Annotated in this window: 34 protein-coding genes; 29 read left to right on the top strand and 5 right to left on the bottom strand. The window is 67.3% G+C overall.

Annotation, left to right across the window (positions count from 1 at the left end; all coding sequences use genetic code 11):
• Positions 1-68: 68 nt before the first annotated feature.
• The 4 genes from ACH4EW_RS00885 to ACH4EW_RS00900 all read right to left on the bottom strand — a co-directional run bounded on the left by ACH4EW_RS00885 (position 69) and on the right by ACH4EW_RS00900 (position 4,911).
• Complete coding sequence (locus ACH4EW_RS00885; protein WP_398249782.1) at positions 69-2,906, bottom strand: tetratricopeptide repeat protein; 2,838 nt, start codon at positions 2,904-2,906, stop codon at positions 69-71.
• 76 nt (positions 2,907-2,982) lie between these two features.
• Positions 2,983-3,345, bottom strand: a complete 363-nt coding sequence (locus tag ACH4EW_RS00890) for a trypco2 family protein (protein ID WP_398249784.1) — start codon at positions 3,343-3,345, stop codon at positions 2,983-2,985.
• Between the two features lie 174 nt (positions 3,346-3,519).
• Entirely contained in the window at positions 3,520-3,789 is a 270-nt protein-coding gene (locus tag ACH4EW_RS00895; protein ID WP_398249786.1) for a hypothetical protein, read from the bottom strand.
• Positions 3,790-3,918: 129 nt separating this feature from the next.
• A complete protein-coding gene (locus ACH4EW_RS00900; protein ID WP_398249788.1) occupies positions 3,919-4,911 on the bottom strand; it encodes a helix-turn-helix domain-containing protein in 993 nt (330 codons plus the stop codon).
• Positions 4,912-5,525: 614 nt separating this feature from the next.
• Here ACH4EW_RS00900 and ACH4EW_RS00905 point away from each other — a divergent pair.
• The gene (locus ACH4EW_RS00905; protein WP_398249790.1) at positions 5,526-6,404 is read left to right on the top strand and encodes a helix-turn-helix domain-containing protein; all 879 of its coding nucleotides are present in this window, start codon (positions 5,526-5,528) and stop codon (positions 6,402-6,404) included.
• Positions 6,401-6,610: a DUF397 domain-containing protein gene (locus ACH4EW_RS00910; protein ID WP_398249792.1), complete on the top strand. Its 210-nt coding sequence runs from the start codon at positions 6,401-6,403 to the stop codon at positions 6,608-6,610. The genes ACH4EW_RS00905 and ACH4EW_RS00910 overlap by 4 nt, the downstream gene beginning before the upstream one ends.
• Before the next feature lie 196 nt (positions 6,611-6,806).
• Here ACH4EW_RS00910 and ACH4EW_RS00915 read toward each other — a convergent pair whose 3' ends face one another.
• Positions 6,807-7,424, bottom strand: coding sequence for a hypothetical protein (locus ACH4EW_RS00915; RefSeq protein WP_398249794.1), 618 nt, complete (start codon positions 7,422-7,424; stop codon positions 6,807-6,809).
• Between the two features lie 95 nt (positions 7,425-7,519).
• Here ACH4EW_RS00915 and ACH4EW_RS00920 point away from each other — a divergent pair, with 95 nt between their 5' ends.
• The 27 genes from ACH4EW_RS00920 (at position 7,520) to rpmJ (ending at position 23,986) form a co-directional block, all read left to right on the top strand.
• A complete protein-coding gene (locus ACH4EW_RS00920; protein ID WP_398249796.1) occupies positions 7,520-10,048 on the top strand; it encodes a hypothetical protein in 2,529 nt (842 codons plus the stop codon).
• A 514-nt stretch (positions 10,049-10,562) separates the two neighbouring features.
• Positions 10,563-10,871, top strand: a complete 309-nt coding sequence (gene rpsJ / locus ACH4EW_RS00925) for a 30S ribosomal protein S10 (RefSeq protein WP_003948644.1) — start codon at positions 10,563-10,565, stop codon at positions 10,869-10,871.
• A gap of 13 nt (positions 10,872-10,884) precedes the next feature.
• Positions 10,885-11,529 carry a 50S ribosomal protein L3 gene (rplC, locus tag ACH4EW_RS00930; RefSeq protein WP_351078032.1) on the top strand — a complete coding sequence of 215 codons (645 nt, stop codon included), beginning with the start codon at positions 10,885-10,887 and terminating at the stop codon, positions 11,527-11,529.
• 4 nt (positions 11,530-11,533) lie between these two features.
• Positions 11,534-12,184 carry a 50S ribosomal protein L4 gene (gene rplD / locus ACH4EW_RS00935; protein ID WP_327369309.1) on the top strand — a complete coding sequence of 217 codons (651 nt, stop codon included), beginning with the start codon at positions 11,534-11,536 and terminating at the stop codon, positions 12,182-12,184.
• Complete coding sequence (gene rplW / locus ACH4EW_RS00940) at positions 12,184-12,507, top strand: 50S ribosomal protein L23 (protein ID WP_189544130.1); 324 nt, start codon at positions 12,184-12,186, stop codon at positions 12,505-12,507. Before rplD ends, rplW begins: the two co-directional genes overlap by 1 nt.
• A 40-nt stretch (positions 12,508-12,547) precedes the next feature.
• Positions 12,548-13,384 carry a 50S ribosomal protein L2 gene (rplB, locus tag ACH4EW_RS00945; RefSeq protein WP_398249798.1) on the top strand — a complete coding sequence of 279 codons (837 nt, stop codon included), beginning with the start codon at positions 12,548-12,550 and terminating at the stop codon, positions 13,382-13,384.
• Between the two features lie 12 nt (positions 13,385-13,396).
• A complete protein-coding gene (gene rpsS / locus ACH4EW_RS00950) occupies positions 13,397-13,678 on the top strand; it encodes a 30S ribosomal protein S19 (protein WP_283853425.1) in 282 nt (93 codons plus the stop codon).
• A 43-nt stretch (positions 13,679-13,721) separates the two neighbouring features.
• A complete protein-coding gene (gene rplV, locus ACH4EW_RS00955) occupies positions 13,722-14,069 on the top strand; it encodes a 50S ribosomal protein L22 (RefSeq protein WP_004571827.1) in 348 nt (115 codons plus the stop codon).
• Entirely contained in the window at positions 14,069-14,911 is an 843-nt protein-coding gene (rpsC, locus tag ACH4EW_RS00960) for a 30S ribosomal protein S3 (protein ID WP_093540760.1), read from the top strand. The genes rplV and rpsC overlap by 1 nt, the downstream gene beginning before the upstream one ends.
• Before the next feature lie 5 nt (positions 14,912-14,916).
• Positions 14,917-15,336 (top strand): 50S ribosomal protein L16, encoded by a 420-nt coding sequence (gene rplP / locus ACH4EW_RS00965; protein ID WP_072485538.1) that lies wholly within the window; start codon positions 14,917-14,919, stop codon positions 15,334-15,336.
• The gene (rpmC, locus tag ACH4EW_RS00970) at positions 15,336-15,560 is read left to right on the top strand and encodes a 50S ribosomal protein L29 (RefSeq protein WP_398249801.1); all 225 of its coding nucleotides are present in this window, start codon (positions 15,336-15,338) and stop codon (positions 15,558-15,560) included. Before rplP ends, rpmC begins: the two co-directional genes overlap by 1 nt.
• Positions 15,560-15,844, top strand: coding sequence for a 30S ribosomal protein S17 (rpsQ, locus tag ACH4EW_RS00975; RefSeq protein ID WP_030977953.1), 285 nt, complete (start codon positions 15,560-15,562; stop codon positions 15,842-15,844). Before rpmC ends, rpsQ begins: the two co-directional genes overlap by 1 nt.
• Positions 15,845-15,944: 100 nt before the next feature.
• The gene (gene rplN / locus ACH4EW_RS00980; protein ID WP_003966950.1) at positions 15,945-16,313 is read left to right on the top strand and encodes a 50S ribosomal protein L14; all 369 of its coding nucleotides are present in this window, start codon (positions 15,945-15,947) and stop codon (positions 16,311-16,313) included.
• Between the two features lie 2 nt (positions 16,314-16,315).
• Positions 16,316-16,639: a 50S ribosomal protein L24 gene (gene rplX / locus ACH4EW_RS00985; protein WP_073786786.1), complete on the top strand. Its 324-nt coding sequence runs from the start codon at positions 16,316-16,318 to the stop codon at positions 16,637-16,639.
• Positions 16,639-17,196: a 50S ribosomal protein L5 gene (rplE, locus tag ACH4EW_RS00990; protein WP_037688009.1), complete on the top strand. Its 558-nt coding sequence runs from the start codon at positions 16,639-16,641 to the stop codon at positions 17,194-17,196. The genes rplX and rplE overlap by 1 nt, the downstream gene beginning before the upstream one ends.
• A 2-nt stretch (positions 17,197-17,198) precedes the next feature.
• Positions 17,199-17,384, top strand: a complete 186-nt coding sequence (locus ACH4EW_RS00995; protein ID WP_003948630.1) for a type Z 30S ribosomal protein S14 — start codon at positions 17,199-17,201, stop codon at positions 17,382-17,384.
• A 224-nt stretch (positions 17,385-17,608) separates the two neighbouring features.
• Complete coding sequence (gene rpsH / locus ACH4EW_RS01000; protein ID WP_005313538.1) at positions 17,609-18,007, top strand: 30S ribosomal protein S8; 399 nt, start codon at positions 17,609-17,611, stop codon at positions 18,005-18,007.
• Positions 18,008-18,028: 21 nt separating this feature from the next.
• Entirely contained in the window at positions 18,029-18,568 is a 540-nt protein-coding gene (gene rplF / locus ACH4EW_RS01005) for a 50S ribosomal protein L6 (RefSeq protein WP_266747962.1), read from the top strand.
• 2 nt (positions 18,569-18,570) lie between these two features.
• Complete coding sequence (gene rplR, locus ACH4EW_RS01010; protein ID WP_398249805.1) at positions 18,571-18,954, top strand: 50S ribosomal protein L18; 384 nt, start codon at positions 18,571-18,573, stop codon at positions 18,952-18,954.
• Positions 18,955-19,001: 47 nt separating this feature from the next.
• On the top strand, positions 19,002-19,607 hold the full coding sequence (gene rpsE / locus ACH4EW_RS01015; RefSeq protein WP_072485533.1) for a 30S ribosomal protein S5: 606 nt from the start codon (positions 19,002-19,004) through the stop codon (positions 19,605-19,607).
• Positions 19,607-19,789 carry a 50S ribosomal protein L30 gene (gene rpmD, locus ACH4EW_RS01020; RefSeq protein WP_030914154.1) on the top strand — a complete coding sequence of 61 codons (183 nt, stop codon included), beginning with the start codon at positions 19,607-19,609 and terminating at the stop codon, positions 19,787-19,789. Before rpsE ends, rpmD begins: the two co-directional genes overlap by 1 nt.
• Before the next feature lies 1 nt (position 19,790).
• The gene (rplO, locus tag ACH4EW_RS01025) at positions 19,791-20,246 is read left to right on the top strand and encodes a 50S ribosomal protein L15 (protein WP_018550610.1); all 456 of its coding nucleotides are present in this window, start codon (positions 19,791-19,793) and stop codon (positions 20,244-20,246) included.
• 214 nt (positions 20,247-20,460) lie between these two features.
• Positions 20,461-21,780, top strand: coding sequence for a preprotein translocase subunit SecY (gene secY / locus ACH4EW_RS01030; RefSeq protein WP_398249808.1), 1,320 nt, complete (start codon positions 20,461-20,463; stop codon positions 21,778-21,780).
• Positions 21,780-22,436: an adenylate kinase gene (locus ACH4EW_RS01035; RefSeq protein ID WP_398249810.1), complete on the top strand. Its 657-nt coding sequence runs from the start codon at positions 21,780-21,782 to the stop codon at positions 22,434-22,436. The genes secY and ACH4EW_RS01035 overlap by 1 nt, the downstream gene beginning before the upstream one ends.
• Before the next feature lie 145 nt (positions 22,437-22,581).
• On the top strand, positions 22,582-23,418 hold the full coding sequence (gene map / locus ACH4EW_RS01040) for a type I methionyl aminopeptidase (protein WP_398249812.1): 837 nt from the start codon (positions 22,582-22,584) through the stop codon (positions 23,416-23,418).
• 172 nt (positions 23,419-23,590) lie between these two features.
• Entirely contained in the window at positions 23,591-23,812 is a 222-nt protein-coding gene (gene infA / locus ACH4EW_RS01045; RefSeq protein ID WP_003956442.1) for a translation initiation factor IF-1, read from the top strand.
• Between the two features lie 60 nt (positions 23,813-23,872).
• Positions 23,873-23,986, top strand: coding sequence for a 50S ribosomal protein L36 (gene rpmJ / locus ACH4EW_RS01050; RefSeq protein WP_003956441.1), 114 nt, complete (start codon positions 23,873-23,875; stop codon positions 23,984-23,986).
• Positions 23,987-24,125: the final 139 nt, after the last annotated feature.

Here is a 24,125-nt window from a genome sequence, read left to right on the forward strand (position 1 = left end):
CCCCCACCCGGCACTCCCTGGTATCCGGTTGAGAGACCTCGGTCCGGCGAGGTGCTGGTGCTGGCTGCCTACTGGGGCAGGGATTCAAGCCAAGCGGCAACTTCCAGCGATTTTCTCAGGTTCTCCTGAAACCGCTCCGGGTTCGCCTTGGCGAGCGTGCGGCGGATGCGTACGGCTTCCTGGATCGCGTCCAGGCCCTCCTTCCGCCGCCCGGCCTCCCCCAAGTCGGCGGAGAGGTTGTTCAAGGACGTGGCGAGGTCGGGCAGGTAGGCGTCGGGGTTTGCCTTGGCGAGTGTGCGGTAGTGGCCGGTGGCTTCCTGGATCGCGTCCAGGCCCTCCTCCCGCCGCCCGGCCTCCCCCAAGTCGACGGAGAGGTTGTTCAAGGACATGGCGAGGTCGGGCAGGTAGGCGTCCGGGTTTGTCTCGGCGAGTGTGCGGTAGTGGCCGGTGGCTTCCTGGCTCGCGGCCAGGCCCTCCTTCCGCCGCCCGACCGCCCCCAAGTCGACGGAGAGGTTGTTCAAGGACGCGGCGAGGTCGGGCAGGTAGGCGTCCGGGTTTGTCTCGGCGAGTGTGCGGCGGATGCGCACGGCTTCCTGGCTCGCGGCCAGACCCTCCTCCCGCCGCCCGACCTCCCCCAACCGGACGGAGAGGTTGTTTAAGGACATGGCGAGGTCGGGCAGGTAGGCGTCCGGGTCCGCCTCGGCGAGCGTGCGGTAGTGGCCGGTGGCTTCCTGGATCGCGGCCAGGCCCTCCTCCCGCCGCCCGGCCTCCCCCAAGTCGACGGAGAGGTTGTTCAAGGCCCTGGCGAGGTCGGGCAGGTAGGCGTCCGCGCTTGTCTCGGCGAGCGTGCGGTAGTGGCCGGTGATGGTCTGGGACAGGCGTACGGCAGTGCGGACGAGGCGCTGGCTGGATTGCGGGAACCTGTCGTGCAGGGCGGTGAGGGTGTCGTGGGGGATGGTGGGGTCGGTGGTGAGTGTGTCGAGGGCGGTGATCAGTGGGGCGGGGCGGTCGGCCTGGATGGCGGTGGTGATGATCTGGGCGGCGATTTGGTGGTGGTGGCGCGTGCACAGGCCGGTCAGGCGGGTGTCCAGGCGGCCCTGGAAGACGGGGTGGGCGGCGGCGCGGCTGTAGACGGTCAGTAGCTGGGCTGTCTGGGTGTCGTCGGCGCCGTCGAGGAGGTGTTCGGCGAGGAGCGGGTCGGTGTCCAGGACGCGTCCGATGTGGCGTTCGGCGAGGCGGTCGGGCTGCAGTGCGCCCCATGGCAGGCCTGGACTGGTAGTGGGGTAGAGGGAGGCGATCCAGGTGGTGACCGCGTTGCGGCGGTCACGTTCCTGGTCGGCCAGTGCGGGGAGCCTGCGCCAGGTGTGGTCGGCCTGGTCGCGGTCGGCGGCGCCGGTCAGGTGGGCGGCGGCGAGCGCCGTCTCCAGCGTGTTGATGCTCAGCTGCGAGGTGAGGCCGCGGGCGGTGGCGCTCTGCTTCCAGTAGCGGCGTTCGTGCCCGAGCAGCCGGTCCTCCACCTCCTCCGTCTCCTCTTCTCCCGTCCCTGTTCGGCCGGCCGGGGCGATGGTGTCGAGGAGGTTGGCCAGGGCGGTCATCTGAAGGGTCAGCACGTTGGCGTACCCGTCGGCGTTGAGATTGGGCACGGGCAGGGAGTCGGTGGCGGTGTGCCAGTCGTGCCCGGCCAGGCCTTGGACGCTGGGGAGGGCGGCGGCGAGCGCGCGGGCGGCGGTGCGGTAGGCCGCGGGCCGCAGGCCTGGGGCGTCCTCCAGCGGAGTCAGCCGGACCGAGGGGGTGTTGTCGAGGTAGTCCTCGGTAAGACTGGTGGCGGTCTTCGCATGGGTCCACCAGTCGCCGCCTGTACGGGCGAGCAGCAGGACCTTCAGCGCGGAGGTGCCCGGGTGGTCGGCTGCGGCCTCGACGAGCGCGGTCAGCTGCGCGGTGCGGATCTCCGCGTAGTCGAGGACCACCAGTAAAGGCCTCGCCGCATCCCGCACCTCCCGTAAATGGTCATCGTCCACTCCGGCCCCCGGCCACAGCACGGCCCACCCGTCGGCCGCCAGCAGACCGGCAAGGTGGTAGGCGAGGCGGGTCTTGCCCTGCCCGCCGGGCCCGTGCAGCAGCCACGCCCCGAACCCACCCAGCGCACACCACCCACGCAGCCGCTCCAGCAGTTCCTCACGGCCGTGGAAGGGCACCGTCTGCCGTCCCGCCTGCAACAACGCCGCCGGCGAGGACAGCTGTGCCCGCCGCGCAAAGGCCGTGGAATCGGCGAGATGCTGGAACTCCACCGCCTCCAGCCCCGCCGCACCCTCGCCGTGCTCGGCCAGGACGGCCCGGAAAGCGGGGTCGTGGTGCAGGACGTATGCCGGTACGGCGTTCAGCTGGCCATGCCCGGAGTGCGCCCGGTCAGAGGCCACCACACCGGTGAGCAGGCGTCCGCAGAACACCGCCGCGCCCGACAGGCCGCCCCACGGCGACGTACCGTCCTGCCCCCACCGAGGGGGGTGCTGGAGCAGGTCGATCACGTGCCGGTTGCCCACGAACCCGCTGCCTGCGTTCATACGCCCTTGCAGCTGTACGGCCTCCGCCCCGGCGCCTGGCTGCTGGGCCACGTCCGGCAGACCCCAGATCTCGCATCCGGTGCCGGGCCGGTCCGTCACCAGCCGGCCCCAGCGCACCGCCGGCGCCAAAGCCTGCCGGTGCGGATCGTCGTCAAGGAGGACCAACGCGGCGTCGTCCCGCCCACCGGGCGTGCCGCACCACACCACCACCCCTGCCCATGTGTGGATGCCGCCGGGCTGGAACACCTCCACCCGCGCGGCGGTGCGGGCGACGACATGTGCGGACGTCAGCACCAGCCGCCCACCCACCACATACCCCGACCCCAGACCACCCGGACCGGTCACCCCCACTAAACGTGCCCGCTCCATTCAGCCCCTCCCCGGAGAAATACGGCAACCACGTGCCCCGGCCCGCGTCCGGTCAGTCCGGGATACGACCGGCAGTGTTCCCGGGGCCGACTGGACGGTCGTGCGCACCACTGACCAGCAGATCCCCACCACGCACGCTCCTCGGCGTGAGCGTGAACGACACCCGGTGCGTGCGGCCACGCGATACCCCGGCCTCCGTCTGCGCGCTCACCGCCCACAGCCTGAACCCGGCCTTCGCCTTCGCGTCTGCCCGCAGCTCGACCTCGAACTCCATCTCCACCGGCCCCACCGCGAACACCACTTCCGGATGTTCCCCGCCCTGCGCGGCCGCCGCGATCAGCTCGTCCCGTACCGCCGCCACCGCGTCCACCAGAGGAATGTCCACCACGCCCACCCCGATCCGACCATCCGTCATATCAACACGGCCACCGTAGAAGCACCATCCCGTCCCCGGCAGCCAAACACCCAAACCTTCCCCGGCCCCAAGGCCTCAGTCGAGGGCGGAGTACCCAGTGGCAGGGCGGGCCCTCAACGCGTCGCCTCCCAGGGGAGGGCTCTCTGGGAGGCGACTCCGGCGCATCGGGTACGGCTACTCCTCGGCGAAGATCTCCTCGGCAGAGGCGGCGGTGAGGGCTCTCACGAGCCACTGGCGCAGAGTCTCGGGGTCGCCGCAATCGGTGATCCGCTCGCGCATCCTGTCGGGAACGGTCAGGCCGCGCTGTTCCAGTACGAGCAGGATGTCCTCGGCCCGGCCTTGTGCCCGGCCTTGCGCTCGGCCTTGCGCTCGGCCTTGCGCTCGGCCTTCGTCCCGGATTTCTTCCGACATGAAGGACTTGTAGAAAGAGAGGTCCACGGCCACCAGGTTCCTCCACTGTTGTGCGGCCGGGCGGTTGCCCAGGCCCTGTGCGGTGAGTTCGACGATGGGGTCGGCGATTGCTTCCGGTGTGTCCCGCAGTGCGGCGGACAGGGTTTTCAGGTGGAGTTTCGGTCAGGCGGCTGTGCGGAGGTCTGCGCGGCAGTCGCGGCAGTGTCCGGGGTCGGCGGCGCGGAAGGCGCGGTCGCAGGTGTCGCAGTTCTGGAGCGGGGTGGCGACGACCTTGCGGCGGGGCGGGGTGAGGCCCGCGGTGCCGGGGAGCGGGGGCGGCAGGAGCGTGGTGATCCGGTGCCGGAGGAGCTTTGCCGGGTGCTTGAGGGGGACGGGGAGGTCGGTGGTGAGGGTGTGGCGGATGGTGTCGGGGTGGGCGTCGCGTTCGAGCCAGGCGGCGACGCCGGGAGTGAGGGCGGCGACATCGCCTTCGGAGAGCGTGAGCCCGGGTGCGTGGCGGCGAAGGTCGGCGAGGAGTGCGGCGGCCGTCCGGCGCAGTTCCTCGGTGGGCGCGTACGGCTGAGGTAGCGGTGGGGGCGGTGTCCTGGGGGCCGTGAGCGGCGGTACGGAGACGTACGAGGGCGGCGGTGTGGGTTCCGGTGCCGGGGTGGGGGTTCGTTGAGGGGCGGGCGGCTGCGGTGCCTCGACAGGCGTCGGGGGCGGTGCGGGTGTGGGTGGAGTGGGGAGCGGGGCTGCCGGTTTGCTGTGCCTGGCCTGGGGCCGGGGCGTTGGGGTGATGGGCGCGACCGTGCCGGGCTGGTTGTACGAGACGGTGCGGGTGACGATGCGGCCGTCGGCAAGGCGTACGCGGCTGCGATGGAGGTAGCCGTGGGCTTCCAGCTCGCGCAGGGCGGCGGCGATGCGGGTCTCGCTCTCGGGGAAGCGTTCGGCGAGGTGCTTGATGCCGATCCTGGCTCCGGCGGGGAGCGACTGGATGTGGGCGGCGAGTCCGATCGCGGTGAGGGAGAGTCCGCGGTGCTGGGCGAGGTGGTTGCCGATGACGGTGAAGCCTGCGGCATGGCGGGAGTTGATGTGGATGACACCGGATGACGGTGTGGTGTCTCCGGGTACGGGGGACGGGGCGCATAAGGGCGCGGTAACCTGCGAGGTACCCATCGGGAAGCTCTCTTCTTCCTCGTTGGTCAGGCCCCCGGTTGAGAGTGCGAATCTCGTCGGGGGCCGTCGCATGTCTGGAGGTGTCGCGGCGAGCATATGCCAGCCAACCCGCATGAAATCCATCTCAGTTGGCCGGTGTCACCCGAGTGAGTGACGAGAGCGGGGCGGGGTCGGGTTTGGGTGGGGAGGGTAATTTCCCCAAGTCCTTTAAAGCTTTATGCGTCGTGGAATGCGAGGACGTGGCTCACCGGGTCGTGGGTTTCCGCGACTCGGTGGAACCGGCTTGGCACCAGGTTGAGTTCGGCACGGATCGCGTTGCACGGATCGCGTTGCACGGATCGCGTTGCACGGATCGCGTTGCACGGATCGCGTTGCGCGGGGCGAGTTCGGGGTGGCGGGAGCGGTGCCGGGCGGGAGCGGAATGTCCGGTTCGGGTGATGTGTTGGATGGCGCCGCTCAGCGTGGCCGTAGCTGCGTACCGTGAAGAGCGATGAGCCCTGTGTGTACGGGTGTTGTCCAGGGCTTGTCCGGTGTTGTCCCGGCTGTCCGGGGTGACGTGGAGGGACGCCAGGGGTTGGGTCAAGAACGGTAAGCGCGTCGGAAGTGGGGCACGGATGAGCGTGGATGAGGCCGGTACGGAGCGTGGGGACGCCGGGGCGGACGAGCCGGGTTGGGACGTCGATCCCGATGACGAGTCGGGGGCGGCTGTGGTCGCGGCGGTGGGCCGCCAGATCAAGGCGTGGCGGGAGGCAGCGGGGCTGCGGGCCGGCGAGTTCGGGACTGCGATCGGGTACGGGGAGGACCTCGTCTACAAGGTGGAGGGCGGCCGTCGCATCCCCAGGCCGGAACTCCTCGACAAGGCGGACGAAGTACTGGGCGCGGACGGAAAACTCGCCGCGATGAAACAGGACGTGGCGGAGGTCCGGTACCCGAAAAAGATCCGGGATCTGGCGAAGATGGAGGCCAAGGCGGTCGAGGTTGGGGTGTACGCCAACCACGGTATCCACGGCCTTTTGCAGACGGAGGGGCACGCGCGGGTGCTGCTGGAGGCGCGGCAGTCTGCGTACTCCCAGGACGAGGTGGAGCGAGGCGTGGCCGCACGCATGGCTCGCCGCTCGATCTTTGACCGCTCTCCGGCGCCAGCACTCAGCTTCGTCCAGGAAGAAGCTGCGCTGCGACGGCCCATCGGAGGCAGAATGGAGTTGCGTCGCCAGCTCGAACGTCTTTTGGAGGTGGGTCAGTTGCGGAACGTCTCGCTGCAGGTGATGCCGCTCGATTGCGAGACTCACCCTGGGATGGGCGGTGAGATCGAGGTGCTGAAGTTCGGAGACGGAACGGCCGTGGGGCGCTCGGGAGGCGCCTTCGGCGGTCGTCCGGTCTCCGACCCGAAGCAGCTCCGAATCTTGGAGCTGCGGTATGGCATCATCCGGGCTCAGGCCCTCACCCCTCGTGAGTCGCTGGCCGTCATTGAGCAACTTATGGGAGAAACATGATCCACAAGCCCTCTGCCGGGGATGCTTCTGGGCTGGAGTGGTTCAAGAGCAGCTACAGCGACAGCAGCAGCGGGAACGACTGCGTTGAGGTTGCAGCCGCCCCAGGAACAGTGCATGTCCGTGACTCCAAGGACGCTGAAGGCCCTCGCCTCGCCTTCGCGCAAGGTGCGTGGGCGGGCTTCGTCTCGTACGCCGCTAGGCGCTGACCCTGCGCGTAATCGCGCCCCCCGGGCCCGGTTGGTGCCGGACCGGGGGCGCACTGTTGTCAGAAGAACCCGTCCTGGATGCCGTCCCCCGGCTTGGGCTCTGCCTTCGGCTTCGGCGCCCGTTTCGGGGCGGCCTTCTTCTTCGCGCCTGGCACGTGAAGCCCGGCTTCCTGCTCCTCCTTGTAGCGAGCGTGGTTCAGCTCCAGGAGGCGGTCCAGGATCTCGGTCTGGGCGGCGGGGGCGATGGTGAATCGGAGGCCCCGCGCCTGCTGCCCCTCGTACGACCAACCGACCCCGGGGCTGCCCTCGGCCCGCTCCTCCTCCAACGCCGTGGCGACCAGCCCTTGCCCGTGAGGTCGGAGGCCTCCTCGTCGGAGATGCCCTCCGCCGCCAGCGCCGCACCCACCACCGCATCCGCCGCCAGGCGCAACCGCTCCGACAGGGCCTCCGCCTCGCGCAGCTTCTCTGTCTTGGCGTGGACGCTGCGGATGTCGTGGACCGGGGTTGCCTCGATCTCGCGGCGCAGGTCCGCCGCCTTCGAAAGCAGGGTCTCCGTCACGTCCAGGGCCCGCGACACCTCCTGGCTCAACTGCCGTGCGCCCGACTCCAGATGGAACGCCTTGATCTGTTCGACGTCGATGACGCCGGCCAGCGAGTCCGCGCACCGCAGCGCGTGGTCCAGGAAGGAGAACGGCCGGCCCTTCGCCAGCGTGACCAGCCACAGCGACAGCTTCGCCAGCTCCACGGCCATCGGGTCCCGGTCCACCCCGTCCAGGCTCACGGCCGCGCCGCAGGCCGGCGGTACCATGATCATCCGCCTGATCTCTCCGCAGTAGGGTGTCGCTGATCGACTCATCGGCCGGGGTGCCGGGAGTTGTCGGCGGTCGAATCTTTGGGGAGGTCGGGCTGATGTCCGGCATATGGAAGTGGAACGCACGAAGATCCGCAGGGGCGGGCGTGTGCGCGGCGGTTCTGGCGGGGGTGCTGATGGCGCCGGCAGCCGGCGCTTCGGAGGCGGACCCGGGGACTGCGGGCCGGATCTCCGAAGTGAAGGGCACGGCCGCGGGCGTGTCCCAGGGCGCCAGTCTTGGAAACGGCGAGCGCCTCGAGATCGTCGACGGTGACGTACGCATTACGGATGGGGGCGGGGCCCGCGGCAAGCGGTACGCCATCGGCTCGACGAACGGCGCGCTGGATGTACAGCCGACCGCGCTGCCGGAGCCGGTGCCGGCCACCCGGGTGGCCCTGCCGACGGGGACAGGGGCGACGGCGCTGACGCGGGCGGCCGAGGCCACCACGTACTCCGTGAAACTGACCATCACCAACGCCTCCGTCACGAGCAAGTCCTTCTACGTCTGGGACCGCAAGACCTGGGCGGGATACGCCGTCGACAGCGACGCCATCGGCCCGTCCTCGACCGTGAAGCTGCCGCCGGGCGACTACTTCTCGGTGGCGCTGCACAGCGACTGGCAGCGGCCGGGCTATCTCCTGACCCGCACCTTCAAGGTCGGTACGGCTGCCACGACCGTGTCCTTCGACGAGCGGGCCGCCAAGGAGACCGCGATCCGGGTCGACGACACGACGGCCACCCGCAGCGGTTCAGCCGTGTGGATCTCGGTACCCGGAGGCGGCCTCGCGGGCTTCGCGGGGTCGGGTGCGGACAAGGTGTACGTCACGCCGTTTTCTCAGCCGGGTGCAGCATTGCGGATCCATGACGTCCTCACCCTGCAAGGCGCCACGGCGAGCACGCCCAGCCCCTACCGGTACGACCTCACGCATACGTTCCAGGACACCGTGCCCGCCTCTCCGATCGCATCGGTGAAGCGCGCCGCGCTCGCGAAGACGGTCACCCACGTGCGCGCCCCGGGCACGCGGACCACCGCGCAGTTGCAGACGGTACCGAATCTCGGCGAGTGGACCGGTGTCTACGTGGCCTCGGCCGTGCCGGTGGCCGGTTCGGTCACCGAGTACGTCACCCCTGGCATCTCCTACAGCCGGTTCCTTTCCTATGGGACCGGTGACTACAGCCTCGCGCTGCCGGAACGTTCCCTGGCTGCCGGACCCGCGGCCGCCGAGACCGTCGGTGAGGCTCCGCTGCAGCCGACCCGTCGCGAGTGGGGAGGGTCGCAGCGGCGGGGCGACAAGATCTCGCTGTACGAACCGCACGGCTTCGGCGACGCGGCCGGGCACGCGGGCACGGACGGCCGGTCCGTGGTCTCGTACCGCCTGACGCGCGACGGCGTCACCTACGCCGAGTCCACCGGCATGACGCCTTACGAGCAACTGTCGGCCACCGTGCCGACCGATTCCGGGACGTACGCCCTGGAACAGACCATCAGCCACCGCGTGCCCTACCGGCGGCTGTCCACAACGGTGCGCAGCGAGTGGTCCTTCACCTCCGCCCGCGTGTCGGCAGCGACCGAACTGCCGCTGATCGACGCCCAGGTGGAACTCACGGGGCTCGACGCCTCCAACCGCGCCGGTACCGACGCCCCGGTGGGCATCACAGCCACCGCCGCCACCCGCAACTCCAACGCCGTGGAGACTGTCACCGGCATCGAGTACTCCGTCGACGACGGCACCACGTGGACCGGTCTGCCGCTCACCGGCAACACGGCGGCCCTCTCGGTTCCGGCCACCGCGTCCTTCGTCTCGCTGCGCGTGACCGCCACCGACGACCAGGGGGGCAGCGTGCGCCGCACCATCGAGCGCGCCTTCGCCGGACCGCGTCCGCAGGGCGACGAGAAGGCCGGCTCCACCCGGATCTCCAACGTTGTCGTCAACGGCGGCAAGGGTGTGGAGCTGACGAACGAACCGCTGCAGGAGTTCAAGGCGAAGTTCACCGCGACCGACCCGGCCGGCATCGCGGGCGGTGACATGTACCTCTACCACGGCTCGTACGACGCCCCGGACGGGGTCCTCTACGGGACATGGCCCGCGACCTGCACGAAGGTTGACGCGACAAAGTCCACATGCGAGGCACACTTCGCGTACATCGCCCCCCGCTGGACCCTCGGCCGCAACGCACTGGCGGGCACCTGGAAGCTCGCGGCCTGGGCGGAGTCGGCGGACGGCAGGAGCTACACCGATCTGCACGCCGCCGCATCGGCCCTCGTGCAGCGCGACTCGACCCAGACGGTCAATGCCTCCCCCGAACCCGTGACCAAGGGCAAGACGCTCACCATCACGGGCAAGCTCGCGCGCGCCAACTGGGAGACCGGCGGCTACCACGGATACACCGCCCAGCCGGTGAAGCTCCAGTTCCGCAAGCACGGGACGACGGCGTACACCACGGTGAAGACGGTGACGACGGACAGCACCGGCAACCTCAAGGCCACGGTGACCGCATCGGTCGACGGGTACTGGCGCTACACCTTCGCAGGCAGCACAACGACCCCGGCGGCCACAGCCGCGGGCGACTACGTGGACGTCCGCTGATCCACGCACTGCACTGAAGGGCCCCGACCGCTTCCGGTCGGGGCCCTTCGCACACCCGTTGCCGCACGCGACGAGGTGCCCGGCACTGCTCCCACTGCGCGCCCACGTTTGACCGAGCGGTCACGCGGGGTAAGATCCTCGGCCCGATTGGCCAGGCCAGTGCCCCGTATGGCACACTGCTCAGGTTGCTCGGTTGAGTGTCAATGCTGCGCGCCTCCCGCCGGGAGGACCGGAAGCGAGTCCCACAGTACTCGTCGACCCCCTGCGGGTCGGAAGTACGGGAATCTTCCGGGAAGCGTCAGTGGGGCACCGGCCAGGCACCCGGTGGGTGTTCCGCCCCCGACGCTCTTGATTGAGCACAGCGCGGTCCCAGGGCCCGCACCCCCTTGGTTGGGAAATCCTTCGGGATATCTACGTAGAGGGGATGCGACACGCCCGACCGCGTGGGTCGGAGACGGAGTCCTTAGAGCTCCCGGGTTCCAGAGCGTTATGAGAGACAGGACTACTAGTAGCCATGGCGGGACAGAAGATCCGCATCCGGCTCAAGGCCTACGACCACGAGGTCATCGACTCCTCGGCGAAGAAGATCGTCGAGACGGTGACCCGCACTGGTGCGTCGGTCGCGGGCCCGGTGCCGCTGCCCACTGAGAAGAACGTGTACTGCGTCATCAAGTCGCCGCACAAGTACAAGGACTCGCGCGAGCACTTCGAGATGCGCACGCACAAGCGCCTCATCGACATCCTCGACCCCACGCCGAAGACGGTTGACTCGCTGATGCGTCTCGACCTGCCGGCGGGCGTCGACATCGAGATCAAGCTCTGAGGTGACGCGCGAGATGGCTAAGAACATTAAGGGCGTCCTGGGCGAGAAGCTCGGCATGACCCAGGTCTGGGACGAGAACAACCGGGTCGTCCCGGTGACCGTCGTCAAGGCCGGGCCCTGTGTCGTCACCCAGGTTCGTACCAACGACAACGACGGCTACGAGGCAGTCCAGATCGCCTTCGGCGAGATCGACCCCCGCAAGGTGAACAAGCCCCTCAAGGGTCACTTCGCCAAGGCCGACGTGACCCCGCGCCGCCACCTGGTGGAGCTCCGCACCGCGGACGCCAGCGAGTACACGCTGGGCCAGGAAGTCACTGCCGAGGTGTTCGAGTCCGGCGTCAAGGTTGACGTCACGGGCAAGAGCAAGGGCAAGGGCTTCGCCGGTGTGATGAAGCGTCACAACTTCAAGGGTGGCAAGGCGTCCCACGGTGCCCACCGTGTGCACCGCATGCCCGGCTCCATCGGTGGCTGCGCCACCCCCGGCCGTGTCTTCAAGGGCATGCGCATGGCGGGTCGCATGGGCAACGAGCGTGTCACCACCCAGAACCTGACCATCCACGCGGTTGACGCGGAGAAGGGTCTGCTCCTCATCAAGGGCGCAGTCCCCGGTCCGAACGGCGGCCTCGTCCTGGTCCGTACCGCGGCCAAGGGGGCTTGAGGTAATGAGCACCATTGACATCCTTTCGCCGGCAGGCGACAAGGCCGGTACCGTCGAGCTCCCCGCGGAGATCTTCGACGCGAAGACCAGCGTTCCGCTGATCCACCAGGTCGTTGTCGCACAGCTGGCAGCTGCCCGCCAGGGCACGCACAAGACCAAGACCCGCGGCGAAGTCCGTGGCGGTGGCCGCAAGCCGTACCGCCAGAAGGGCACCGGCCGCGCCCGCCAGGGTTCGACCCGTGCGCCGCAGTTCGCCGGCGGTGGCGTCGTCCACGGCCCGCAGCCGCGTGACTACTCGCAGCGGACCCCGAAGAAGATGAAGGCCGCCGCCCTGCGCGGTGCCCTCTCGGACCGGGCCCGTCACTCCCGCATCCACGTCGTCACCGGCGTGGTCGAGGGTGCCGTCTCCACCAAGGCCGCCAAGACGCTGTTCGGCAAGATCTCGGAGCGCAAGAACCTGCTCCTGGTCGTCGACCGCGCCGACGAGGCCGCGTGGCTGTCCGCCCGCAACCTGCCCCAGGTGCACATCCTGGAGCCGGGCCAGCTGAACACGTACGACGTGATCGTCTCTGACGACGTGGTCTTCACCCAGGCCGCCTTCGAGTCCTTCGTGTCTGGCCCCCAGACCGCTGAGACCGAAGGGAGCGACGCCTGATGAGTGAGGCGACCGTTACCAGCAAGACCTACTCGGACCCGCGCGACGTTCTCGTCAAGCCGGTTGTTTCCGAGAAGAGCTACGCGCTGCTCGACGAGAACAAGTACACGTTCATCGTCGCGCCCGGCTCCAACAAGACCCAGATCAAGCAGGCCGTGGAAGCGGTCTTCTCGGTCAAGGTCACCGGGGTCAACACGATCAACCGGCAGGGCAAGCGCAAGCGCACCCGCACCGGTTTCGGCAAGCGTGCTGACACCAAGCGCGCCATCGTGACCCTCGCCGAGGGCGACCGTATCGACATCTTCGGCGGTCCGACCGCCTAAGGGCGGTCTGGATCGTCCGGAATCGGACGAGGACTGAGAAATGGGTATCCGCAAGTACAAGCCGACGACCCCGGGCCGTCGTGGCTCCAGCGTCGCCGACTTTGTCGAGATCACGCGGTCCACGCCGGAGAAGTCGCTGGTCCGCCCCCTGCACAACAAGGGCGGCCGTAACAACACCGGTCGTGTGACCGTTCGCCACCAGGGCGGTGGCCACAAGCGCGCCTACCGAGTGATCGACTTCCGTCGTCACGACAAGGACGGCGTGCCGGCCAAGGTCGCGCACATCGAGTACGACCCCAACCGCACCGCGCGCATCGCGCTCCTGCACTACGCGGACGGCGAGAAGCGCTACATCATCGCGCCGCGTGGCCTGACGCAGGGCGACCGTGTCGAGAACGGCCCGGCCGCCGACATCAAGCCCGGCAACAACCTGGCGCTGCGCAACATCCCGGTCGGTACGACCATCCACGCCATCGAGCTGCGGCCCGGCGGCGGCGCGAAGTTCGCCCGTTCCGCGGGTGCCTCCGTGCAGCTGCTGGCGAAGGAGGGCACCATGGCCCACCTTCGTATGCCGTCGGGTGAAATCCGCCTGGTCGACGCCCGCTGCCGCGCCACCATCGGCGAGGTCGGCAACGCCGAGCAGTCGAACATCAACTGGGGCAAGGCCGGCCGCATGCGCTGGAAGGGCGTCCGCCCGACCGTCCGCGGTGTCGCGATGAACCCGGTTGACCACCCGCACGGTGGTGGTGAGGGCAAGACCTCCGGTGGTCGCCACCCGGTCTCGCCGTGGGGTCAGAAGGAGGGTCGTACTCGCTCGCCGAAGAAGGCATCGAGCAAGTACATCGTCCGCCGCCGCAAGACGAACAAGAAGCGCTAGGAGCGGGTTTAGATGCCGCGCAGTCTCAAGAAGGGGCCCTTCGTCGACGGCCACCTCATCAAGAAGGTGGACGCACAGAACGAGGCAGGCACCAAGAACGTCATCAAGACCTGGTCCCGTCGCTCGATGATCGTCCCGGCCATGCTGGGTCACACCATCGCGGTGCACAACGGCAAGATCCACGTCCCGGTGTTCGTCACCGAGTCGATGGTCGGCCACAAGCTCGGCGAGTTCTCGCCGACTCGCACCTTCCGCGGCCACGTCAAGGACGACCGGAAGTCGAAGCGCCGCTAATCGCGGAGTGGAACGACTCATGACTTACACCGAAGGGACAACCATGGAAGCCAGGGCCCAGGCGCGGTACATCCGCGTCACGCCCATGAAGGCCCGCCGCGTGGTGGACCTCATCCGTGGCATGGATGCCACGGAGGCTCAGGCGGTCCTGCGTTTCGCCCCGCAGGCCGCGAGCGTGCCGGTTGGCAAGGTGCTGGACAGCGCCATTGCCAACGCCGCACACAACTACGACCACACCGACGCCTCTTCGCTGGTCATCAGCGAGGCGTACGTGGACGAGGGCCCGACCCTGAAGCGGTTCCGTCCGCGTGCTCAGGGCCGTGCCTACCGGATCCGTAAGCGGACCAGCCACATCACCGTGGTCGTCAGCAGCAAGGAAGGAACCCGGTAATGGGCCAGAAGGTAAACCCGCACGGGTTCCGGCTCGGCATTACCACGGACTTCAAGTCCCGTTGGTACGCCGACAAGCTTTACAAGGACTACGTCAAGGAAGACGTCGCCATTCGTCGCATGATGACGAAGGGCATGGAGCGGGCCGGCATCTCGAAGGTCGAGATCGAGCGCACCCGCGACCGCGTCCGCGTTGACATCCACACCGCCCGCCCGGGCATCGTCATCGGCCGCCGTGGCGCCGAGGCCGACCGCATCCGTGGCGAGCTGGAGAAGCTGACCGGCAAGCAGGTCCAGCTGAACATCCTCGAGGTCAAGAACCCCGAGGTGGACGCTCAGCTGGTGGCCCAGGCCGTCGCCGAGCAGCTCTCCTCCCGCGTCTCCTTCCGTCGTGCCATGCGCAAGAGCATGCAGAGCTCGATGAAGGCCGGCGCCAAGGGCATCAAGATCCAGTGCGGTGGCCGCCTCGGCGGCGCCGAGATGTCCCGCTCGGAGTTCTACCGCGAGGGCCGTGTGCCCCTGCACACGCTCCGCGCGAACGTCGACTACGGCTTCTTCGAGGCCAAGACGACCTTCGGCCGCATCGGTGTGAAGGTCTGGATCTACAAGGGCGACGTCAAGAACATCGCCGAGGTCCGCGCCGAGAACGCCGCTGCCCGCGCCGGCAACCGCCCGGCCCGTGGCGGCGCCGACCGCCCGGCCGGCCGTGGTGGCCGCGGTGGCGAGCGTGGCGGTCGCGGTCGCAAGCCGCAGCAGCAGTCGGCTCCGGCTGCCGAGGCCCCCAAGGCCGAGGCTCCCGCCGCTGCCGCTCCGGCTGCCGAGAGCACCGGAACGGAGGCCTGACCGAAATGCTGATCCCCCGTAGGGTCAAGCACCGCAAGCAGCACCACCCGAAGCGCAGCGGTATGTCCAAGGGTGGCACGCAGGTTGCGTTCGGCGAGTACGGCATCCAGGCGCTGACCCCGGCGTACGTGACGAACCGCCAGATCGAGGCAGCTCGTATCGCGATGACCCGCCACATCAAGCGTGGCGGCAAGGTCTGGATCAACATCTACCCGGACCGTCCCCTGACGAAGAAGCCCGCCGAGACCCGCATGGGTTCCGGTAAGGGTTCTCCCGAGTGGTGGATCGCGAACGTCAAGCCGGGTCGGGTGATGTTCGAGCTGTCCTACCCGAACGAGAAGATTGCTCGTGAGGCGCTTACCCGCGCTGCTCACAAGCTTCCGATGAAGTGCCGCATCGTTCGGCGCGAGGCAGGTGAGGCGTGATGTCGGCCGGAACCAAGGCGACCGAGCTGCGCGAGCTGGGCAACGAGGAGCTGCTCAACAAGCTCCGCGAGGCCAAGGAAGAGCTGTTCAACCTCCGCTTCCAGGCGGCGACCGGACAGCTCGAGAACCACGGTCGGCTCAAGTCCGTCCGTAAGGACATCGCCCGGATCTACACCCTGATGCGCGAGCGCGAGCTGGGCATCGAGACGGTGGAGAGCGTCTGATGAGCGAGAAGACTGTGACTGAGACCAACACCGACCGCGGTTTCCGCAAGACCCGTGAGGGTCTGGTCGTCAGCGACAAGATGGACAAGACCGTCGTCGTCGCTGTCGAGGACCGCGTCAAGCACGCGCTGTACGGCAAGGTCATCCGCCGTACGAACAAGCTCAAGGCGCACGACGAGCAGAACGCCGCAGGCGTCGGCGACCGCGTCCTCCTGATGGAGACCCGGCCGCTGTCCGCCACGAAGCGGTGGCGCGTCGTCGAGATCCTCGAGAAGGCCAAGTAATTCCTGAGGGGCATTCCCCTCAGGCAAGTTCCGCCAGGCTCGGTGGGGGCTCCGGTCAAGGAGCCCCCACCGGGAACCGGCAGACGATCAGGAGATAGACGTGATCCAGCAGGAGTCGCGACTTCGCGTCGCCGACAACACGGGTGCGAAGGAAATCCTCACCATCCGTGTTCTCGGTGGTTCGGGTCGCCGCTACGCGGGCATCGGTGACGTCATCGTCGCCACCGTCAAGGACGCGATCCCCGGTGGCAACGTGAAGAAGGGTGACGTCGTCAAGGCCGTCATCGTTCGCACCGTCAAGGAGCGTCGTCGTCAGGATGGCTCGTACATCCGCTTCGACGAGAACGCCGCCGTCATTCTGAAGAACGACGGCGACCCCCGCGGCACCCGTATCTTCGGCCCGGTGGGCCGTGAGCTGCGCGAGAAGAAGTTCATGAAGATCATCTCGCTCGCGCCGGAGGTGCTGTAAGCATGAAGATCAAGAAGGGCGACCTGGTTCAGGTCATCACCGGTAAGGACAAGGGCAAGCAGGGCAAGGTCATCGTGGCCTACCCCGCTCAGGACCGCGTCCTCGTCGAGGGTGTCAACCGGGTCAAGAAGCACACCAAGGCCGGTCAGACGGCTCGCGGTTCGCAGACCGGCGGCATCGTCACCACTGAGGCCCCGATTCACGTCAGCAACGTTCAGCTGGTTGTGGAGAAGGACGGCAAGAAGGTCGTCACCCGCGTCGGCTACCGCTTTGACGACGAGGGCAACAAGATCCGCGTTGCCAAGCGGACCGGTGAGGACATCTGATGACTGCCACCACTGCGCCGCGTCTCAAGACGCGCTACCGCGAGGAAATCGCCGGCAAGCTGCGTGAGGAGTTCTCGTACGAGAACGTCATGCAGATTCCCGGCCTGGTCAAGATCGTGGTCAACATGGGTGTGGGCGACGCCGCCCGCGACTCCAAGCTGATCGATGGCGCCGTGCGCGACCTCACCACGATCACCGGCCAGAAGCCGGCTGTCACCAAGGCCCGCAAGTCCATCGCGCAGTTCAAGCTGCGTGAGGGTCAGCCGATCGGCTGCCACGTCACCCTCCGTGGTGACCGGATGTGGGAGTTCCTGGACCGTACGCTGTCGCTCGCGCTGCCGCGTATCCGTGACTTCCGTGGCCTGTCGCCGAAGCAGTTCGACGGCCGTGGCAACTACACCTTCGGTCTCACGGAGCAGGTCATGTTCCACGAGATCGACCAGGACAAGATCGACCGGGTCCGGGGCATGGACATCACCGTGGTCACCACGGCGACCAACGACGACGAGGGTCGTGCCCTCCTTCGTCACCTCGGCTTCCCGTTCAAGGAGAACTGACCGTGGCGAAGAAGGCTCTGATCGCTAAGGCCGCCCGTAAGCCGAAGTTCGGCGTTCGCGGGTACACCCGCTGCCAGCGCTGCGGCCGGCCCCACTCCGTCTACCGCAAGTTCGGCCTGTGCCGCGTGTGCCTTCGTGAGATGGCTCACCGTGGCGAGCTGCCGGGCGTGACCAAGAGCTCCTGGTAATTCTCCTTCGCCCTCCGGGCGTTGGGAATTGACGGAAGCTCTCGGTAAGCATCTGGTCGGCAGGAGCCCGCCCTCACATGTCGTAGGCTTGTGGGGTTGGGCGCCTGCCGCCCAAGACCGACTTACTACGCCGTAGGTCCCCGCACCGCACCCGTCCTGCCTCTGAGTGGGGAGAGGGATGGCGCATACAGGAAACCCCGGCGAGAGAGGCCGAAGGCCAATTCATGACCATGACTGATCCCATCGCAGACATGCTCACGCGTCTGCGTAACGCGAACTCGGCGTACCACGACTCCGTCGTGATGCCGCACAGCAAGATCAAGTCGCACATCGCGGAGATCCTCCAGCAGGAGGGCTTCATCACCGGCTGGAAGGTCGAGGACGCCGAGGTCGGCAAGAACCTCGTCCTCGAGCTGAAGTTCGGCCCGAACCGCGAGCGTTCGATCGCCGGCATCAAGCGAATCTCGAAGCCGGGTCTGCGTGTATACGCAAAGTCCACCAACCTGCCGAAGGTCCTCGGCGGCCTGGGCGTGGCGATCATCTCCACGTCCCACGGTCTCCTGACCGGCCAGCAGGCTCAGAAGAAGGGCGTAGGTGGGGAAGTCCTCGCCTACGTCTGGTAGTCGGGAACGGAGGAATAGCTCATGTCGCGAATCGGCAAGCTCCCCATCCAGGTTCCCGCCGGTGTGGACGTCACCATCGATGGCCGTACGGTCGCAGTGAAGGGCCCCAAGGGCACCCTCACGCACACCGTCGCGTCGCCGATCGAGGTCACCAAGGGTGAGGACGGCTTCCTCAGCGTCACCCGCCCGAACGACGAGCGTCAGAACAAGGCCCTGCACGGCCTGTCCCGCACGCTGGTGGCGAACATGATCACCGGTGTGACCCAGGGATACACCAAGGCGCTCGAGATCAGCGGTGTCGGTTACCGCGTCCAGGCGAAGGGCTCCAACCTGGAGTTCGCCCTGGGCTACAGCCACCCGATCCTGATCGAGGCCCCGGAGGGCATCACCTTCAAGGTGGAGTCCCCCACGAAGTTCTCCGTCGAGGGCATCGACAAGCAGAAGGTCGGCGAGACCGCGGCCAAGATCCGCAAGCTGCGGAAGCCTGACCCGTACAAGGCCAAGGGCGTCAAGTACGCCGGCGAGGTCATCCGCCGCAAGGTCGGAAAGGCTGGTAAGTAGCCATGGCATACGGCGTGAAGATCGCCAAGGGCGACGCCTACAAGCGTGCCGCCCGCAAGCGTCGCCACATCCGCGTCCGCAAGCACATCTCCGGTTCGCCGGAGCGTCCCCGCTTGGTCGTGACGCGGTCCAACCGCCACATGGTCGCTCAGGTCATCGACGACATCGCGGGCCACACGCTCGCGTCGGCGTCGACCCTGGACGTTTCCATCCGTGGTGGCGAGGGCGACAAGAGCACCCAGGCCAAGCAGGTCGGCGCCCTGGTCGCTGAGCGCGCCAAGGCCGCAGGCGTCGAGGCCGTCGTGTTTGACCGCGGTGGTAACCAGTACGCCGGGCGGATTGCCGCTCTGGCTGACGCCGCCCGTGAAGCCGGGCTGAAGTTCTAAGCCCCGGTTCCTACGCACAGCGGACGTAACAGAGAGAGGTAAATCCAATGGCTGGACCCCAGCGCCGCGGAAGCGGTGCCGGTGGCGGCGAGCGGCGGGACCGGAAGGGCCGTGACGGCGGCGCAGCTGCCGCCGAGAAGACCGCGTACGTTGAGCGCGTTGTCGCGATCAACCGCGTCGCCAAGGTTGTGAAGGGTGGTCGTCGCTTCAGCTTCACCGCGCTGGTCGTGGTGGGCGACGGTGACGGCACCGTCGGTGTCGGCTACGGCAAGGCCAAGGAAGTTCCCGCGGCCATTGCCAAGGGCGTGGAAGAAGCCAAGAAGAACTTCTTCAAGGTTCCGCGCATCCAGGGCACCATTCCTCACCCGATCCAGGGCGAGAAGGCTGCGGGCGTCGTCCTGCTGAAGCCTGCTTCCCCCGGTACCGGTGTTATCGCCGGTGGCCCGGTGCGCGCCGTTCTGGAGTGCGCCGGCGTTCACGACATCCTGTCGAAGTCGCTCGGCTCCGACAACGCGATCAACATCGTGCACGCGACCGTGGAGGCCCTCAAGGGCCTGCAGCGCCCCGAGGAGATCGCGGCTCGCCGTGGTCTGCCCCTCGAGGACGTCGCCCCCGCGGCTCTGCTTCGTGCACGTGCGGGAGCGGGTGCGTAATGGCTCGCCTCAAGATCACGCAGACGAAGTCGTACATCGGCAGCAAGCAGAACCACCGCGACACCCTGCGTTCGCTCGGGCTCAAGCGCCTGAACGACGTGGTCGTCAAGGAGGACCGTCCCGAGTTCCGCGGCATGGCTCACACCGTCCGCCACCTCGTGACGGTTGAGGAGGTCGACTGACATGGCGGAGAACAAGCCGCTGAAGGCCCATGACCTCCGGCCCGCCCCGGGCGCCAAGACCGCCAAGACCCGTGTGGGTCGTGGTGAGGCGTCCAAGGGTAAGACCGCCGGTCGTGGCACCAAGGGCACCAAGGCCCGTTACCAGGTTCCGGAGCGCTTCGAGGGTGGGCAGATGCCCCTCCACATGCGTCTCCCGAAGCTCAAGGGCTTCAAGAACCCGTTCCGCACCGAGTACCAGGTCGTGAACCTGGACAAGCTCGCGACGCTCTACCCCGAGGGTGGAGAGGTCACCGTGGCCGACCTGGTCGCCAAGGGTGCGGTGCGCAACAACCACCTCGTCAAGGTCCTCGGACAGGGCGAGATCTCCGTGGCACTGCAGGTTTCGGTTGACGCCGTCTCCGGCTCCGCCAAGGAGAAGATTGCCGCCGCCGGCGGCACCGTCACCGAGCTCGTCTGAGACAACTCGATGGCCTGAACATCCGACCGGGGATGCCTCTCATATGGGGCATCCCCGGTTGGTCGTTCCTAGGCGGCCCGGTCGCCGGTAAGGTGGCGTGCGTTGTTGTGTGGTAACCCCCCGGGCACCCGCCCGGGTTTCTTTGACTGTTACGTATTCGTCGATCCTCAAGACCGTCACCTCTACGCTTTGCGCGGGGGTCGCAGGAGGCACCGTGCTCACCGCGTTCGCCCGGGCGTTCAAGACGCCCGACCTGCGCAAGAAGCTGCTCTTCACGCTCGGCATCATCGTGATCTACCGGCTCGGGGCGCACGTCCCGGTACCGGGAGTGAGCTACGAGAACGTCCAGATCTGTGTTGATCAGGCCAGTAAGGGCAACAACAGCCTCTTCGGCCTGGTGAACATGTTCAGCGGTGGTGCACTGCTGCAGATCACGATCTTCGCGCTCGGCATCATGCCGTACATCACGGCCAGCATCATTCTTCAGCTGCTGACCGTGGTGATTCCCCGACTCGAGACGCTCAAGAAGGAGGGGCAGTCCGGCCAGGCCAAGATCACGCAGTACACGCGTTATCTGACCGTCGCGCTCGCCATCCTCCAGGGCACCGGCCTGGTGGCCACCGCCACCAGCGGCGCGCTCTTCAGCGGCTGCCCGGTAGCCGACCAGATCGTGCCGGACCAGTCGATCTTCACCACCATCGTCATGGTGATCACCATGACCGCGGGCACCGCGGCCGTCATGTGGCTCGGTGAGCTCATCACCGACCGCGGCATCGGCAACGGCATGTCGATCCTGATGTTCATCTCGATCGCCGCCAGCTTCCCCGGCTCCCTGTGGGCCATCAAGACCAGCGGCAAGCTGGCCGACGGCTGGATCGAGTTCGGCACCGTCATCCTGATCGGCTTCGTGATGGTGGCCCTCGTCGTCTTCGTCGAGCAGGCCCAGCGCCGCATCCCGGTGCAGTACGCGAAGCGCATGATCGGCCGCAGGTCGTACGGCGGTACGTCGACGTACATTCCGCTGAAGGTGAATCAGGCGGGTGTGATTCCCGTCATCTTCGCTTCTTCGCTGCTCTACATCCCGGCCCTGATCGTCCAGTTCACCAACTCCACCGCGGGCTGGGCGACCTGGATCAGGGACCACTTCGTCAAGGGCGACCACCCGTACTACATCACGGCGTACTTCCTGTTGATCGTCTTCTTCGCCTTCTTCTATGTGGCGATTTCGTTCAACCCCGAGGAAGTCGCCGACAACATGAAGAAGTATGGTGGCTTCATCCCGGGTATCCGGGCTGGTCGACCTACTGCCGAGTACCTGAGCTACGTGCTCAACAGGATCACTTGGCCGGGCTCGCTGTACCTGGGCCTGATCGCTCTGGTGCCGACAATGGCGTTGGCAGGCTTCGGTGGTGCCAACGCGAACTTCCCGTTCGGCGGGACGAGCATCCTCATCATCGTGGGTGTGGGTCTGGAGACCGTGAAGCAGATCGAGAGTCAGCTCCAGCAGCGCAATTACGAAGGGTTCCTCCGCTGATGAGAATCGTCCTCGTCGGGCCGCCCGGTGCCGGCAAGGGAACGCAGGCTGCGTACCTTGCCAAGAACCTGTCGATTCCGCAGATCTCCACGGGCGATCTCTTCCGCGCCAACATCAGCCAGGGCACCGACCTTGGCAAGCAGGCCCGCGCCTACATGGACGCAGGCCAGTTGGTACCGGACGAGGTCACCATCGGGATGGCCAAGGACCGCATGTCCCAGCCGGACGCCGAGAACGGCTTTCTGCTGGACGGCTTCCCGCGCAATGTGGGTCAGGCCGAGGCCCTTGACGCCATGCTCAACGACGAGGGCACCAAGCTGGACGCGGTCCTGGACCTGGAGGTCCCCGAGGACGAGGTGGTCAAGCGCATCGCCGGCCGCCGGATCTGCCGGAACGACGGCTCGCACGTCTTCCACGTGACGTACAACCCGCCGAAGACCGAGGGTGTCTGCGACACCTGCGGTGGCGAGCTGTACCAGCGCGACGACGACAGCGAGGAAACGGTCCGTACCCGGCTGGAGGTCTACCACACGCAGACCGAGCCGATCATCGACTACTACAGGGCCCAGAACCTGGTGGTCACCATCTCCGCGCTCGGCCAGGTCACCGAGGTGACCGAGCGGGCGATGGAGGCCCTCAAGTCCGGCAAGGGCTGAGAGCAGAACCCGCAGTACTCGTGCAGTCGGCCGCGGCGTCCTTGGGCGCCGCGGCCGACTGCTTGCGCCGTATCGTTGAGTACGCCGCACACCCGTCACCGTTCGATCCAGTTCGACGCAGTTCGATGCAGAGAGGCGCCGCGCAATGGTGCAGATCAAGACCCCCGAGCAGATCGCGAAGATGCGCGAGGCAGGGCTGGTGGTCGCTGCCATTCACGCGGCCACCCGCGAGGCGGCGGTCCCCGGCGCCACCACGCTGGACCTGGACCGGGCCGCCCGCAAGGTGATCGCCGACCACGGTGCGAAGTCGAACTTCCTCGGCTACGGCGGTTTCCCCGCGACCATCTGCACCTCGGTCAACGAGGTCGTCGTCCACGGCATCCCGGACGACAAGACCGTCCTCAAGGACGGCGACATCATCTCCATCGACGCCGGCGCGATCGTCGACGGCTGGCACGGCGACGCCGCGTACACGGCCTTCGTCGGCACCGGTCACGCTCCGGAGCTGATCGAACTCTCGCGGGTGACCGAGGAGTCCATGTGGGCCGGTATCGCCGCGATGAAGGTGAACAACCGCCTCGTCGACATCTCGAAGGCGATCGAGTCCTACATCCGCCGCCAGCCCCGCCCCGCCACCGGCAAGTACGGGATCATCGAGGACTACGGCGGCCACGGCATCGGCACCGAGATGCACATGGACCCGCACCTGCTGAACTATGTCGCCCGCAAGCGGGGCAAGGGCATCAAGCTCGTGCCCGGTGTCTGCCTGGCCATCGAGCCGATGGTTTCCCTCGGTACGCCGCAGACCGAGGTGCTTCAGGACGACTGGACCGTGATTACGACGGACGGCACCTGGTCCTCCCACTGGGAGCACTCGATCGCCCTCACCGAGCAGGGCCCGCTGGTCCTGACGGCCCCCGACTGCGGCAAGGCGAGGCTGGCCCAGTACGGGATCGAGGCGGCGCCGGACCCCCTGGGGTGATTTGACCTCCTTGTGGAGGTCTAAGGATCTCTCGCGGTGGGCAAACTTGACGGATTCGTCTTTTGGGGTTCGCTGTCGTAGACTGACTCGTCGGCTCTCGCGCATCAGTGTGTCCCCATGTCCACATGCGATGACGAAAGTCGATCAAGGTAGCCGATTCGAAAGGCGAAGCGTGGCCAAGAAGCAAGGTGCCATCGAAATTGAGGGCACCGTGATCGAGTCCCTCCCGAACGCCATGTTCAAGGTGGAGCTCCAGAACGGTCACAAGGTCCTCGCGCACATCAGCGGCAAGATGCGGATGCACTACATCCGAATCCTTCCGGATGACCGGGTCGTCGTGGAGCTCTCCCCGTACGACCTGACGCGTGGCCGGATCGTCTACCGCTACAAGTAGATCTTGCCCGCACCCCGCTTCGGCGTGGTGATGGCACTGACCCGGAGAACCTGACATCCCATGAAGGTCAAGCCGAGCGTCAAGAAGATCTGCGACAAGTGCAAGGTGATCCGCCGTCACGGTCGGGTCATGGTCATCTGCGACAACCTGCGCCACAAGCAGCGCCAGGGCTGACGCACGACCCCCTGCATCTCGCAGCACTTCGCGCGACGCACGTAATACGTACATACGCAGAGCCCGTCCAAGCTTCGGCTGACGACACCTCCGGCGGGGGCCGGGGACCCGGACGTACCACCTCTTGTCACGAGAGGTC

It is taken from the genome of Streptomyces sp. NPDC018000, from assembly GCF_044328025.1.
Lineage (GTDB): Bacteria > Actinomycetota > Actinomycetes > Streptomycetales > Streptomycetaceae > Streptomyces.

Bases quoted from the DNA above. Each gene is read 5' to 3' on its own strand.
- ACH4EW_RS00890 (WP_398249784.1), bottom strand. From the start codon at position 3,345: ATGACGGATGGTCGGATCGGGGTGGGCGTGGTGGACATTCCTCTGGTG.
- ACH4EW_RS00900 (WP_398249788.1), bottom strand. From the start codon at position 4,911: ATGGGTACCTCGCAGGTTACCGCGCCCTTATGCGCCCCGTCCCCCGTA.
- ACH4EW_RS00905 (WP_398249790.1), top strand. From the start codon at position 5,526: ATGAGCGTGGATGAGGCCGGTACGGAGCGTGGGGACGCCGGGGCGGAC.
- ACH4EW_RS00910 (WP_398249792.1), top strand. From the start codon at position 6,401: ATGATCCACAAGCCCTCTGCCGGGGATGCTTCTGGGCTGGAGTGGTTC.
- ACH4EW_RS00915 (WP_398249794.1), bottom strand. From the start codon at position 7,424: ATGATCATGGTACCGCCGGCCTGCGGCGCGGCCGTGAGCCTGGACGGG.
- ACH4EW_RS00920 (WP_398249796.1), top strand. From the start codon at position 7,520: ATGTCCGGCATATGGAAGTGGAACGCACGAAGATCCGCAGGGGCGGGC.
- rpsJ (WP_003948644.1), top strand. From the start codon at position 10,563: ATGGCGGGACAGAAGATCCGCATCCGGCTCAAGGCCTACGACCACGAG.
- rplC (WP_351078032.1), top strand. From the start codon at position 10,885: ATGGCTAAGAACATTAAGGGCGTCCTGGGCGAGAAGCTCGGCATGACC.
- rplD (WP_327369309.1), top strand. From the start codon at position 11,534: ATGAGCACCATTGACATCCTTTCGCCGGCAGGCGACAAGGCCGGTACC.
- rplW (WP_189544130.1), top strand. From the start codon at position 12,184: ATGAGTGAGGCGACCGTTACCAGCAAGACCTACTCGGACCCGCGCGAC.
- rplB (WP_398249798.1), top strand. From the start codon at position 12,548: ATGGGTATCCGCAAGTACAAGCCGACGACCCCGGGCCGTCGTGGCTCC.
- rpsS (WP_283853425.1), top strand. From the start codon at position 13,397: ATGCCGCGCAGTCTCAAGAAGGGGCCCTTCGTCGACGGCCACCTCATC.
- rplV (WP_004571827.1), top strand. From the start codon at position 13,722: ATGGAAGCCAGGGCCCAGGCGCGGTACATCCGCGTCACGCCCATGAAG.
- rpsC (WP_093540760.1), top strand. From the start codon at position 14,069: ATGGGCCAGAAGGTAAACCCGCACGGGTTCCGGCTCGGCATTACCACG.
- rplP (WP_072485538.1), top strand. From the start codon at position 14,917: ATGCTGATCCCCCGTAGGGTCAAGCACCGCAAGCAGCACCACCCGAAG.
- rpmC (WP_398249801.1), top strand. From the start codon at position 15,336: ATGTCGGCCGGAACCAAGGCGACCGAGCTGCGCGAGCTGGGCAACGAG.
- rpsQ (WP_030977953.1), top strand. From the start codon at position 15,560: ATGAGCGAGAAGACTGTGACTGAGACCAACACCGACCGCGGTTTCCGC.
- rplX (WP_073786786.1), top strand. From the start codon at position 16,316: ATGAAGATCAAGAAGGGCGACCTGGTTCAGGTCATCACCGGTAAGGAC.
- rplE (WP_037688009.1), top strand. From the start codon at position 16,639: ATGACTGCCACCACTGCGCCGCGTCTCAAGACGCGCTACCGCGAGGAA.
- rpsH (WP_005313538.1), top strand. From the start codon at position 17,609: ATGACCATGACTGATCCCATCGCAGACATGCTCACGCGTCTGCGTAAC.
- rplF (WP_266747962.1), top strand. From the start codon at position 18,029: ATGTCGCGAATCGGCAAGCTCCCCATCCAGGTTCCCGCCGGTGTGGAC.
- rplR (WP_398249805.1), top strand. From the start codon at position 18,571: ATGGCATACGGCGTGAAGATCGCCAAGGGCGACGCCTACAAGCGTGCC.
- rpsE (WP_072485533.1), top strand. From the start codon at position 19,002: ATGGCTGGACCCCAGCGCCGCGGAAGCGGTGCCGGTGGCGGCGAGCGG.
- rpmD (WP_030914154.1), top strand. From the start codon at position 19,607: ATGGCTCGCCTCAAGATCACGCAGACGAAGTCGTACATCGGCAGCAAG.
- rplO (WP_018550610.1), top strand. From the start codon at position 19,791: ATGGCGGAGAACAAGCCGCTGAAGGCCCATGACCTCCGGCCCGCCCCG.
- ACH4EW_RS01035 (WP_398249810.1), top strand. From the start codon at position 21,780: ATGAGAATCGTCCTCGTCGGGCCGCCCGGTGCCGGCAAGGGAACGCAG.
- map (WP_398249812.1), top strand. From the start codon at position 22,582: ATGGTGCAGATCAAGACCCCCGAGCAGATCGCGAAGATGCGCGAGGCA.
- rpmJ (WP_003956441.1), top strand. From the start codon at position 23,873: ATGAAGGTCAAGCCGAGCGTCAAGAAGATCTGCGACAAGTGCAAGGTG.